12 protein-coding genes and 1 other annotated feature are annotated in these 12,641 nt (G+C 36.3%); of the genes, 3 read left to right on the top strand and 9 right to left on the bottom strand.

Annotated features, from left to right (window positions below; genetic code table 11):
- Positions 1 to 168: 168 nt before the first annotated feature.
- The 3 genes from mecA to AC4BHA_RS15180 form a co-directional block, all read right to left on the bottom strand.
- The gene (mecA, locus tag AC4BHA_RS15190; protein WP_066101444.1) at positions 169 to 828 is read right to left on the bottom strand and encodes an adaptor protein MecA; all 660 of its coding nucleotides are present in this window, start codon (positions 826 to 828) and stop codon (positions 169 to 171) included.
- 259 nt (positions 829 to 1,087) lie between these two features.
- Positions 1,088 to 1,483, bottom strand: coding sequence for a transcriptional regulator SpxA (gene spxA, locus AC4BHA_RS15185; protein WP_066101447.1), 396 nt, complete (start codon positions 1,481 to 1,483; stop codon positions 1,088 to 1,090).
- 355 nt (positions 1,484 to 1,838) lie between these two features.
- Positions 1,839 to 2,420: a GNAT family N-acetyltransferase gene (locus tag AC4BHA_RS15180; protein ID WP_490558862.1), complete on the bottom strand. Its 582-nt coding sequence runs from the start codon at positions 2,418 to 2,420 to the stop codon at positions 1,839 to 1,841.
- A 293-nt stretch (positions 2,421 to 2,713) separates the two neighbouring features.
- Between AC4BHA_RS15180 and AC4BHA_RS15175 the strand changes: the two genes are divergently transcribed.
- Positions 2,714 to 2,902, top strand: coding sequence for a hypothetical protein (locus tag AC4BHA_RS15175; protein WP_066101454.1), 189 nt, complete (start codon positions 2,714 to 2,716; stop codon positions 2,900 to 2,902).
- A 253-nt stretch (positions 2,903 to 3,155) separates the two neighbouring features.
- Here the strand turns inward: AC4BHA_RS15175 and AC4BHA_RS15170 are convergent, their stop codons facing one another.
- The 6 genes from AC4BHA_RS15170 to AC4BHA_RS15145 all read right to left on the bottom strand — a co-directional run bounded on the left by AC4BHA_RS15170 (position 3,156) and on the right by AC4BHA_RS15145 (position 10,303).
- Positions 3,156 to 4,343, bottom strand: coding sequence for a putative glycoside hydrolase (locus AC4BHA_RS15170; protein ID WP_375138407.1), 1,188 nt, complete (start codon positions 4,341 to 4,343; stop codon positions 3,156 to 3,158).
- 183 nt (positions 4,344 to 4,526) lie between these two features.
- On the bottom strand, positions 4,527 to 5,474 hold the full coding sequence (locus tag AC4BHA_RS15165; RefSeq protein ID WP_490558861.1) for an ABC transporter ATP-binding protein: 948 nt from the start codon (positions 5,472 to 5,474) through the stop codon (positions 4,527 to 4,529).
- A 1-nt stretch (position 5,475) separates the two neighbouring features.
- A complete protein-coding gene (locus AC4BHA_RS15160) occupies positions 5,476 to 6,546 on the bottom strand; it encodes an ABC transporter ATP-binding protein (RefSeq protein ID WP_066101460.1) in 1,071 nt (356 codons plus the stop codon).
- Between the two features lie 18 nt (positions 6,547 to 6,564).
- Positions 6,565 to 7,593 (bottom strand): oligopeptide ABC transporter permease, encoded by a 1,029-nt coding sequence (opp3C, locus tag AC4BHA_RS15155; protein WP_066101462.1) that lies wholly within the window; start codon positions 7,591 to 7,593, stop codon positions 6,565 to 6,567.
- On the bottom strand, positions 7,593 to 8,522 hold the full coding sequence (opp3b, locus tag AC4BHA_RS15150; RefSeq protein ID WP_066101463.1) for an oligopeptide ABC transporter permease: 930 nt from the start codon (positions 8,520 to 8,522) through the stop codon (positions 7,593 to 7,595). Before opp3b ends, opp3C begins: the two co-directional genes overlap by 1 nt.
- A 125-nt stretch (positions 8,523 to 8,647) precedes the next feature.
- Entirely contained in the window at positions 8,648 to 10,303 is a 1,656-nt protein-coding gene (locus AC4BHA_RS15145) for a peptide ABC transporter substrate-binding protein (protein ID WP_066101466.1), read from the bottom strand.
- A gap of 359 nt (positions 10,304 to 10,662) precedes the next feature.
- Between AC4BHA_RS15145 and AC4BHA_RS15140 the strand changes: the two genes are divergently transcribed.
- Together AC4BHA_RS15140 and trpS are read left to right on the top strand one after the other, a co-directional pair.
- Positions 10,663 to 11,043, top strand: a complete 381-nt coding sequence (locus tag AC4BHA_RS15140) for a DUF3899 domain-containing protein (RefSeq protein WP_490551932.1) — start codon at positions 10,663 to 10,665, stop codon at positions 11,041 to 11,043.
- A gap of 47 nt (positions 11,044 to 11,090) precedes the next feature.
- Positions 11,091 to 11,329, top strand: a binding site (T-box leader).
- A 46-nt stretch (positions 11,330 to 11,375) separates the two neighbouring features.
- Positions 11,376 to 12,365, top strand: a complete 990-nt coding sequence (gene trpS / locus AC4BHA_RS15135) for a tryptophan--tRNA ligase (RefSeq protein ID WP_066101468.1) — start codon at positions 11,376 to 11,378, stop codon at positions 12,363 to 12,365.
- Positions 12,366 to 12,641 lie beyond the last annotated feature (276 nt).

The following is a 12,641-nucleotide window of genomic DNA, read 5'->3' as shown; positions in this document are numbered from 1 at the left end:
TGAAAACTTTCATTATCTATACCCCAATATGGTCTGAATGACGCAAACCCTCGATTAGTTTTTCAATCACACTTTCTAAATAGGGGGTCCTCAATGTGGTGATTCCAGACCAATTTAAGAACTAAAAAGCCGACTTCCAAGTGGAAATCAGCTTTCAATTAATGAGTATTAAGAAAAGTATTGGCTTACAGTCGAGAATACATCTTTAGGTATAATGACTTTTCCATATTCTTCAAGACGATGGATTGTAACAGGAGATTCATCAGCATATTCAAGTATAATTGATAGCTTATTATCAATCTCTTCTTCCACAAACTCTCCATCTGGAAATTCTACATACAAATAATATATATTTTCAAAGGAGTATAACTTGGTCACAACTCCTTGAATTCCGTTCGTTTTACTTAATGCAATGACATCTTCAAAGTCTTTAAATGAAAGGACAAATTCCAATGTATCATCCTCTGTTATTTGCTCATCTATTGCTTGGTTAGTTTGAAAATGCTCTTCAAGCATAGACTCTATCTTCACATCAACGGAATTGGCGGGATCATCAATTGGCAAATCGAATTTATGGCCATCCTTGGATAGATGCGCTCGAGTAACTAAAATCTCCAACCCTTTTTCAAGTGCTTGGATTTGAATCCAAAGTGGGCCTTCAACAGTAAAATCCTCTTCTTCATGCACTTCATCCATCATTTCCCAGAAAAGTTCCTCACTTCGATCACGATTATACCAGATCTCTTCTCGATCGAAGCCTCGCTTTTCAATATCCCCATATGAAATGTAGAATTTTACAGTATTCTCATTAATACGTTCGATTTCCATGATTCACTCTCTCCCTTCTGGTTTGAGGTAATTGAAGGGATATACCCCCAAACTAGGTTGTTATATCTTTTCCCTGTTTTTAAAAATGTTAATCATGGATGTTCTTTTTATAAAGCAGGTGGTAGTTATATTTTATGATAAATAGTAAATAGTGGGAAACAAAAAGCCTATATTTCATAAAATAATTATGTCTAATAATTTAAGATACACCAAAACCCCCTTCGCTGTCCAGGAAGGGGGTTTATGAACAATATAAAAATTAATTAACTAAGCGCTGTGCTTCTCGAAGTTGAAATGTTCTTACTTTACGAGGTAAAAATCGTCTGATTTCATCTTCGTTGTAACCAACTTGCAGACGTTTTTCATCAATGATAATTGGTCTTCTTAATAATCCGGGATTCTGTTGGATGATATTAAACAATTCCTGTAAAGGTAAATTATCAAGATTTACATTTAACTTTTGAAAAGTTTTCGAGCGTGTTGAAATGATTTCATCGGTACCATCTTCAGTCATACGTAAAATCTCTTTTATTTCATCAAGACTTAATGATTCAGAAAAAATATTACGTTCTTTATATGGAATATCATGTTCTTCTAACCAAGCTTTTGCTTTTCTACATGACGTACAGCTAGGTGATGTGTAAAGTGTAACCATTCCCTGTCACTCTCCCTATTCTTTAAGTTCCCTTATCCCGTTAGAGCTATATATTTAACATTTCACAATGCTTATGATACTATCTAAATTAAAATAATTATAATTAAGGAACATATAAAATTATTATACATGATTAATAATGGAATGTGTAGAGATTTTTTAGAAAATGTTTCCGGGTTTACTAAACATTAACCTTACTATCATATTATTGAAATAATTGTTATATTACTCCATTCCTTTGCCCTATTTCATTTGGCCTGTGTCTCTTTTTTTAAATAATTTCTATTATTTATATACCCTAGAGCGAAGCCGTTAAACATTTGAGGTAAAAAGAAAACAAGCTGAAGTTAAATCTTCAGCTTGTTATTTCATCTAAAATATCAGATTTATTTTCTTTTATTTTCAAGGCTTTCTCAGTTGGCCGGTATTTCCCTCCATATAATTCTTCATCCTTATAAGTATGCAAATCACGATAGATTTCTTTCATTCCATCTAATACCTCTTGATCCATATGCTTATCTGCTTCCGGACTCCAATAAAGAATCTCCAATTCTACATCTTTATTTGTAGCGAGTGAATTTTTAACATAGGAGACGGTATTCGCATGCTTAAAACCCTCTCGTTTATAAAATCGTAATCTTTTCTCTGAATCCTCTTCCGACTCATTTATCGGCTCTACTTCTAAAAAGATTGGTTTTCCCTTCAATTTCAGTTTGTCCAAAACCTTTTTTCCTGTACCATTTCCTCTTGCATTACCCATCACATATAAGTAATCAACAAAGATAAAGTTCTCTTTCTCTGCATATAATAAAATATGATTTTTCCCATTATCAAGGAAGTAGTCCTTTTGGCCATGATTTAACAGCATGTTTATATGTTCATCTGATTTCATTTCCTCTTCCGGAAAATATTCACGCAATCTTTTATACCAACTCATCTGATGTATCTGCTCCTTTGTTTATCTAGTTCGTATCTAGTAATTTTGATTTTACATTCATACATATTCTTATAGGTTGTTAAATGATAGGTGTTACCTATCTCATGGATTAATAGTTTAGAACAAGCATCCTGCCTATTCGCATGATTTTTTCTATCTTCTAAGGTGATATATTTTATTAAATGTATAAAATTTAGCAACCAAGTTACCTTTTCCCTTTTCTCCCACTTCTTAATCTATTACAATAAAAATGTAAAGAAATTTACACAGTCGAAATATAAAAGGAGGAACGAATGAGCGAATATATCCTTGATTTTATATTGGTATCCTTTTTAATTATTGGTCTAACTGCTTTTATGGGTCCATTAACAAATGGTATTGGAAATCTGATTTTCGGCAGGCACAAGCGTTCTGAGTTTGTGATACAAACGAACAGATCAACAACCGGATTTAATAAGGTTGGCGGCAAGAAAAACAAATAACCATTTCAATTTCTTAACCTTCCTAACAGAGCTGTATTCGCGTAGCGAAATAAACTGCATAATCATCACTGGCTTTAAACATTATTATAAATGGCGGATGCAGCCAGTATTCTACTTCTTAAGAACCTGTTGATAAAATTCCCCAAATTATACATTACTAATAAAAATTCTCACCCGATTGGAGTATGAAATAAGCTAAAGAAAAGGATTGGCTTTTTTTAGCCAATCCTTTGTTTCAGCTTATATGATTTTATTATTGTTTATAGTCTACTCCGGAGGTATAACGGTTTCCTGAGTTCCATAATAAATACTCATTGATTCCTTCTTCTTTTAACGCTCTAATTTGATCTTCTACTTCTTTTTTTCCGTATTGCTTATAATTTCCTTTACCTAGCCATGGTGCCGTAAAATCCTGAATCCAAGGCCTGGAGATTGGCGGACTCTCTAAACTGCTCAATTTTTTATTCTCTAGTTTTGCGTATTCTTTTACAAGTTTATATGGTTCTAAATCTGGCTTGGCAATTCCAAAATAGGATGTCCAATGACTCGGATAGATCATAGAAGAAATGACATCAACATGCTCAGATATCTTAGAGAAGTTTTGTCCTATCCCAGGCGCTTCTGGAAGAGTAGCAGAGTAGCCAAAAATATCAACTGATACCTTTACTCCATATGGCTCTAATTCACTCTTAGCATACTCTACAAAGTCTGTAACAGCATTTACTCGATGCTGAACATTATCTACAGCTTTATCTCCGTAATTACCCACTGAGTATTTCAATTCTTTATCGCGATTCTCAAATCCTTCGGGAAAGCGAACATAATCAAATTGAATTTCCTGAAAACCCATTTCAGCTGCTTCTTTTGCAATCTCAACGTTATATTCCCATACATCTTTTACAAATGGGTTAACAAATGATTCTCCTCTGCCATTTTTCCATACTTCTTTTCCATCTAAAAATGACCATTCAGGTTTTTTATTTGCCAAATAACTATCCTTAAAAACCGTCACTCTGGCAATCGGATAGATTTCTCTTTTTTCCATATCCTTTAATAATTTATCTGGATCTTTAATTAGATTTGTTCCAGCTTCAGCATATGGCTTAGATGCATCTGGTTTATAGGTTAATTTACCGAAGTCATCTTTTATATCAATCACCATCGCATTCAAATCTGTTGTATCCACTAATTTTGCCAGTTCTTTATATTTACTGCCCCCTGCAGAATTTCCTGTCACATAAATGCCTCTTACTGCATCAGGATATGTAAATGAATATTTCGATTCTTTTATAAATCGTTGCATCCCCTCAGGAAGTTCCTTGTTTTCTAGAACAATACTCTGTCCACTATGTAGTAAAAACTCTTTTTCAGCCTCTGTAGCAGCATATGATACCTCTGTAAACAGTGTCCCTATCATTAGGATTGACATTAACACTGCCATTTTTTTAACCAATTTCATCCCCCACATCACTCCTTCATGTCACTATTATTATACCTCCTATAAATATGAAAAAACATCTCACTTCCCTCTTTTTCCAAAAATACATCAAAAAGGCTATCCACAGAAGGATAACCTTTTTGCTACATATTCCAAATAAGACTCGTGAACCACAAACGGTTCATACTAATTTTTTTTGATATATGTTTTTTTATATTGCTCAAATTCATTTAATGAACACAATACATGATGTCCTGGTGCAATCTCACGCATTTCTAGTTGTTCATTTTCATCATAACCATGAACGTCCGGATTATACGATTTTCTTCTACGCGTGCGTTCACTTTCCGGATCCGGCAGAGGAATCGCAGAAAGTAGAGATTGTGTATATGGATGCATTGGGTTTTTATATAGATCTTCACTGTCTGCAACTTCTACCAATTTACCATAATACATAACACCAATACGGTCACTGATGTATTTCACCATTGACAAGTCATGCGCGATGAACAAATATGTTAACCCTTTTTCTTTTTGAAGCTTTTTCAGAAGGTTAACAACCTGTGCCTGAATGGAAACATCAAGCGCTGAGATTGGCTCATCGGCAATAATAAATTCAGGATCCACTGCGAGTGCACGGGCAATCCCAATCCTTTGACGCTGACCACCAGAGAATTCATGCGGATAACGACTCGCATGCTCACGGTTAAGTCCAACCGTTTCAAGAAGATCGTATACGCGTTTCATACGTTCTTCCTTATTTTTCGCTAATCCGTGTATATCAATGCCTTCAGCAATAATATCGCCCACAGTCATACGAGGATTTAATGAAGCATAAGGATCCTGAAAGATCATTTGCATACCTCGGTTAAATTGCTTTAGATCCTTACCTGATTTTCTGCCATGGACTTCTTTCCCTTTAAAAATGACTTCTCCGCCACTCAAATCATATAAACGGATAATGGATCGCCCTGTTGTAGATTTGCCACATCCAGATTCTCCCACCAGACCGAATGTTTCACCTTTATAGATTTCAAAAGATACATCGTCCACCGCTTTAACCATATTCGGTTTACCAACATTAAAATATTGTTTAAGTCCTTTGACTTCGATAATTTTTTCTTTTGTAGCCATATTAGTTAACCCCTCCTACTTGTACAGGTTTTTCAAAATTGGAGGCCATATGGCGAATACGCTGTTGGACTAGCTCCGGTGGATTTACTTTTGGTGCATCAGGATGTAGGAGCCAAGTTTTTGCAAAATGAGTATCTGAAATCTGGAACATAGGCGGTTCCTTTTCATAATCAATTGCTAAAGCATAGGGATTCCTTGGTGCAAATGGACACCCCTTCGGTGGATGAATCAAATCCGGAGGAGTACCAGGAATCGCTGTAAGCTCAACATCCCCACTATTATCTAGGCTAGGCATTGAGGATAATAGCCCCCATGTATACGGATGGCGCGGATCATAGAAAATTTCATCTACCGTTCCAGTCTCAACAATTTGTCCTCCGTACATAACCGCTACACGATCAGCTACGTTCGCAACAACTCCTAAATCATGTGTAATAAAGATAATGGATGTATCAATTTTATTTTGTAAATCCTTCATTAATTCTAGTATTTGGGCCTGAATGGTAACATCCAAGGCTGTTGTTGGTTCGTCTGCAATCAGCACTTTTGGATTGCATGAAAGAGCAATCGCTACAACTACACGCTGTCTCATTCCGCCTGAGAATTGGTGAGGATATTGGTTCATACGAATTTCAGGCTGGGCAATCCCTACTAATCTTAAAAGCTCGATAGCTCGCTCACGGGCAGCTGCTTTGCTTAAATTTTGATGCTTGATTAACCCTTCCATAATTTGCTTACCGACTTTCATGGTTGGGTTTAAAGAAGTCATCGGATCCTGGAATATCATTGACATTTCTTTACCGCGAATTCGTTGCATTTCTCTTTCAGTCATTTTAACAAGGTCACGATTTTCTCCAAAAAGTATTTGTCCCTCTTTTATACGTCCTGGAGGATTCGGAATTAATCTCATTAATGCCTTTGTTGTAACGGATTTTCCGGAACCGGATTCTCCAACAATTGCCAATGTTTCTCCTTTGAACAAGTCAAAACTAACTCCACGTACAGCTTTAACCTCACCACCATAGGTATCGAAGGAGACATGCAAATTTTTTACTTCAAGTAATTTCTCCATTATAATTCTCCTTCCCTATTATTTTCGCATTTTTGGATCAAGCGCATCACGGAGACCATCAGCCAATAAGTTAAAGCTTAAGATTAGTATACTGATAGCTAAGGATGGAATGATCAATAAATATGGATATGATTTTATATATCTAAAACCGTCATTTACTAAAGAACCCAAAGAAGCTTCAGGTGCAGCAATTCCCAGACCAATAAAGCTTAGGAATGCCTCGGTGAATATGGCTCCCGGAATTGTAAACATCGATGTAACAATAATGGGTCCTAATACATTTGGTAGTAAATGCTTGAATATTAAGCTTCTATTTGAAGCACCTAGCGTTTTCGAAGCCAAAACATACTCCTGATCTCTTAATTTCAGGAATTGCCCCCTAACCATCCGAGCCATTCCTATCCAACCGGTTATAACCATGGCGAGTGTAATCGAAATTACCCCAGGTTTTTCGAAAATTAGGATCATTAAAATAACAACAATTAGATATGGAATACCGACGAGCACTTCAATAATACGCTGCATGACAGCGTCAATTCTGCCTCCAAAGAAACCGGATATCCCTCCATAGGTTACACCAATGAAAAACTCAATTACGGCTGCCAATATAGCGATATACAAGGAAATCCTTGCGCCGTACCAAACCCTTGTCCATTGGTCACGCCCTAAATCATCTGTACCAAACCAGTGATATCTGTCTTCAATACCATTTTTTTCATAGACATTCACACCATTTTTATCTGTACCATCAAATGGAAGCCAGCTGATATTTTCCAACCCCTGAACACGAGGCGGCAATTTAGAATTTGCTATGTCCTGTTGCTTATATGTGTAACCAGACGTCATTGGTGCAAAGATTGCTAAAAGACCGAAGATCACAACCATGACAAGTCCAAAAATTGCACCTTTATTTTTAAGTAAATGTCTCCATGCATCCTGCCAAAATGTTAGGCTGGGGCGAACGATTTTCTCTGCTTCATGAGATTCTTGCCCTACAACCTTAAATAATTCTGGAGAAAGGTTTTCTGTCTTTAGATTATTTTCCATTATTTTTTCCCCCCAGCAAGGCGGATACGAGGATCAACAATTCCATACATGATGTCCACCAAGAAGATTACAAGAATAAATAGTGCACTATAAAAAATCGTAGTACCCATAATGGTTGGATAATCATTCATATTAATAGAGTTAACAAATTGTTCCCCTAATCCAGGAATAGCAAAGATTCGTTCAATTATTAGTGTTCCAGTCATAATATTGACAGCCATTGGTCCAAGAATCGTAATAATTGGAATCAATGCATTTCTTATACCATGCTTAAATACTACAGCTACACCAGATAAACCCTTTGCTTTTGCAAGAGTAATATAATCCGATCCCATAACTTCTAGCATTTCAGACCTCATAAAACGAGCGATGCTTGCTATAACCCCAGCGGAAAGCGCCAGTGTTGGCAAAATCGTATATTCGAATCCATCCCAGAAAGCAACCGGGAAGATTTGATTTTCAACGGCTAAGAAATACTGTAAAAATCCTGCAAAAACGAAGGATGGGATCGAAACACCCAGGACAGCAATAACAGTGGCACCATAATCTATCCATGTATTATGACGCAGTGCAGCAGCTATTCCTAACATTAGGCCAACAATCGTTCCAAACAGCAAAGCTTGAAAACCCAGATGGGCAGAATTTGGAATCCGTGTAGCAATTAATTCTGTAACCGGTCTGTTGTCATATTGGAAAGAAGTACCTAAGTCCCCTTTAACTAAATTTGTCATATAAGTGACATACTGCTTCGGCACTGGGTCATTCAGTCCATATTTTTCATAAATAATCTCTTTTTGTTCAGCAGTAAGCTTTTCCTGATTTTTCAGCGGAGATCCCGGCAGCATTTTCATCAAGAAAAAGGTAGCAGTTGTAATAACAAATAAAGTAATAATCATATAGAATATCCGTTGTAATGTATATCGCAGCATTATTAGCCCCCCTTTTTCAGTTTTTGGCAATTGTTTTTCTATTCTGAATTTTCTCCTATAACTAGGGAAAAGGAGAGCACATGGCCATTTCAGGCATGCACTCTCCCATTCAGGCACACGAGCTATTATTCCTCGATTGATACCCACTTGTAACTGTAATCTCCGCCAAAGGCGTGGTTGTATAGATTTTTAACTTTATCCTTCGATAGGAATGAAAGTCCGCGTTGATAAAGTGGGCTGATGGCCGCATCTTCTTCAATTAGGATTTTTTCTGCTTTTTGAAGAGCTTCCCAACGTGCTGGCAAATCACTTAATAATGTAGATCCAGCTTCTTCGACCAATTTGTCATACTCAGGATTTGAGTATCCCATTTGGTTATGAGCTCCATCAGTTACGAACATATCGATGAAAGTCATAGGATCTTGATAATCTGGACCCCAACCAGCATAAGAGAAGTCATAATCACCTTTAGATTCTAATTCAAGTTTTTGCTTGAATGGTTGTTGCTTAAGGCCAACTGTAAGTCCTGGAAGAGTAGTTTCAAGCTGTTCTTTGATATACTCACCAGTTTTCTTAGCAGAGTCACCATCATAATTCAGCAATTCGAGCTCAACTTTGGATTCGCCGATTTCTTTCAAGCCTTGTTCCCAAAGCTTTTTAGCTTCATCTTTATTTGTAACGTTCATATCTCCGTTAGCTTCACGGAAATCTTTTCCGTCCGGACCTTTAACAAAATCACTTGGTACCAAGTAGTATGCAGGTACAGATCCATTATTTAAGATTGTTTTTACAAAAGCATCTTTGTCATAAGCCATATCAATTGCTTTACGGATATTAACATTTGCTAATGCTTTGTTCTTTTGGTTATAACGAAGGAAGTATACAGAAGTATCTTTTTCCGTACCGAATTCTTCGCTATCTTTGTAGTTATCAACGTTTTCAGCAGTCAATCCTACACGATCAATTTTACCTGTTTCATATAAGTTTACGGCTGTGTTAGTATCTTTTACGATTTTAAAATTGATTGTTTCGAGCTTTACAGTATCTTTATCCCAGTATTGATCATTTTTAGAAAGTGTGAAACTTTCTTCATGTTTCCACTCAGACATCGTGAATGGTCCATTATAAAGTGTTGTATCTGCTTCAAGACCAAATTTTTCGCCTTGTTCTTCAACAAATTTTTGATTTTGTGGCATGAATGTTCCGAAAGAAAGTAGAGATTGGAAATAAGGGATAGCATTTGTTAGTTTAATTTCAAGAGTGTAATCATCAAGCGCTTTAGCACCTAACTCTTCCACTTTCTTTTTACCAGTGTTGATTTCTTCAGCATTTTCAATTACATACATCATGTATGCATATTCAGCAGCAGTATCAGGATTTACAGCTTTTTGCCAAGCATAAATGAAATCGTGAGCTGTTACAGGATCACCATTTGACCATTTAGCATCTTGGCGCAGTTTGATAGTGAAAGTTTTTCCATCTTCACTTACTGTTGGATCTCCCTCAGCAACACCTGCAACAACTTTATCTCCCTCACCTAAACGGTAAAGACCTTCCATCGTATTGTTCATAACGTTGAAAGAAACAGAGTCAGTAGCCATTACAGTGTCCATAGACGGAATTTCAGAAGTTTCCACTAAGTTAAGTACTTGTTCAACGTCTTTCTTGCCTTCACCTTTATCATTGCTACCTGTCTCTTCGTCTCCGCCGGAACAAGCTGCAAGGAAAGTGCTCAAAGCAAGAATCATTACAAGAAATAATGAGATTTTTTTTGCTTTCATACTAGTAAATGACCTCCCTATTTTTTACTCTTCTAATTTTCAGAAGATTTCGTAACCAATCATAAAACGTTTCAGAATTTTTTGCAATCATTTTTTTACATTTTGTTTACGAACATATGTCATTTCGAATACAAGAATTAACAACAAACCTTGATACACCAATGTCTGGGTAAAATATCCTATAAAAACAAAAAAATTATATTTTTCAGATAATTCCAACCAGAAAAGCATATTTAATTAAAATGAAACGTTATGAATATAATAAAATTTTATAAATAAACTTGCAACTTTTAATTTTTAAATTATTGGTATAAAATTTAAATACACTTTATAAAACAACTTATATTCGGAGGAAACCCATGAAGTCTTCACAAAAAAAATTTCTTTTATTAAACGGTATCAGCCTTCTAATTTCAATTATCTATTCAATTAATATAAAAACTCCCTTTCTGCTTTCATTGATTGATAGCTATTTTATGATAGGCCTCTTTTATGTTTGTGCCGGCGCTCTCCTATATGTAATAGGAGGAGGTTTCTTTTCTTTCTTTTCCTACTCGTTTAAAAAATTCTGGAAAATCAATTCAAAAAAAGAAGAATATATATCTGAACTAGAAGGCGATTCTAAAGATAAAGGCCCGAATATGGAGGTACTTACCTTTTCCTGGACTAGCCCTTTACTTTATGCAGGTATCTTTTCATGTGTCATTACCTTTATTTGCTCAATTATTTTCTTTGGATAGTTGCTTTTCTAATCAGGTTTAAGTAGAATATCATTACTTAATATTTATTATAGGCTATGACAAAGAGTAGTAAGGTAGTACAAGGTTTTCAGAGAGTTTGTGGTTGCTGCGAACAAACAGCCCGTATACCTGAATGGACTTTTAAGCCTCCTGTAGGAAAAATGACAGTATGACAGGACGTTTGCCCGCGTTACTGGGCAAGAATATCTTTTTGGATATTCCTGAGTGGTTTATGTATAGAACGTAAACAATTAGGGTGGTACCGCGAATCCCATTCGTCCCTTTTAATAGTGGAGACGAATGGGATTTTTTATATTGAAAGGAGAATGAAAATGAGTATTATTTTTTCTGGCATTCAGCCAACCGGTCTGGTGACCCTTGGTAATTATATAGGAGCATTACGGCAGTTCGTAGAATTGCAAAATGATTCCCATTGTTACTTTTGCATAGTTGATCACCATGCGATTACGGTTCCGCAGGATCGCCTCGAACTAAGAAAGAACATTCGAAATCTTGCAGCCCTTTATCTGGCTGTTGGGATTGATCCTGAGAAAGCGACAATTTTTATCCAATCTGAGGTTCCCGCTCATACAGAAGCCGGATGGATTATGCAATGTAATACTTCTATTGGTGAACTTGAGCGAATGACTCAATATAAAGATAAATCTAAATCACAGGTATCTGTTTCAGCCGGTCTTCTGACTTATCCTCCATTGATGGCTGCTGATATCCTTTTATATCAAACCAACATTGTTCCAGTAGGCGATGATCAAAAACAGCATGTTGAATTGACACGTGATATTGCTGAACGCTTCAATAAAAAATATGGAGATGTCTTTACAATCCCTGATATCCAACTACCTGCTTCAGGGGCGCGAATCATGGCTTTACAGGAGCCAACCAAAAAAATGAGCAAATCCGATCCAAATAAAAAATCAACTATTTCTTTATTAGATGATCTAAAGCAGGTTGAGAAGAAAATCAAGAGTGCGGTTACGGATTCAGAAGGAATCGTGAAATTCGACAAGGAAAATAAACCAGGTATTTCAAACCTTCTATCCATTCACTCTGCACTAAGCGGTGAAAGCATAGAATCCATTGAAAAACGCTTTGTAGGTAAGGGATATGGAGATTTTAAAGCAGAGGTTGCCAATGTAGTGGTTGAAACACTACGACCTATTCAGGAACGTCATCAGGAATTACTGAATTCCCCTGAATTGGATGAAATCCTCGACAAAGGAGCTCTCGAGGCAAATAAAGCTGCTAATAAAACATTACGAAAAATGAAAAACGCAATTGGTTTAGGTCGTAAAAGAAGATAAAGATTGTTCTAAATTAAAGTGCTGAAGCTAGATTTGTATTGAATCTAGCTTCAGCACTTTTTTATTATATTCGACTTCAGGGCCTAGGAACTCGAGTCATAAGCAAATACTCTGCGGAGGCCAACAGGATGTTGGTCACAAAGACGTTGCCACACGATGTGGCGCTTTTAGTTTTCGTTCCTTAAGTTAGTTTCAGGTTTTTATTCAATCTAGCTTCGGCTCCTAGCTCCTCGAGGTCATAAGTGTAGCCACTACGGGAGGAAAGAGCGCCTCCCT

Source organism: Pradoshia sp. Z3_51 (assembly GCF_058215915.1).
Note: the sequence above shows the minus strand (reverse complement) of the source record. Positions and strands in the feature narration are given on the sequence as shown.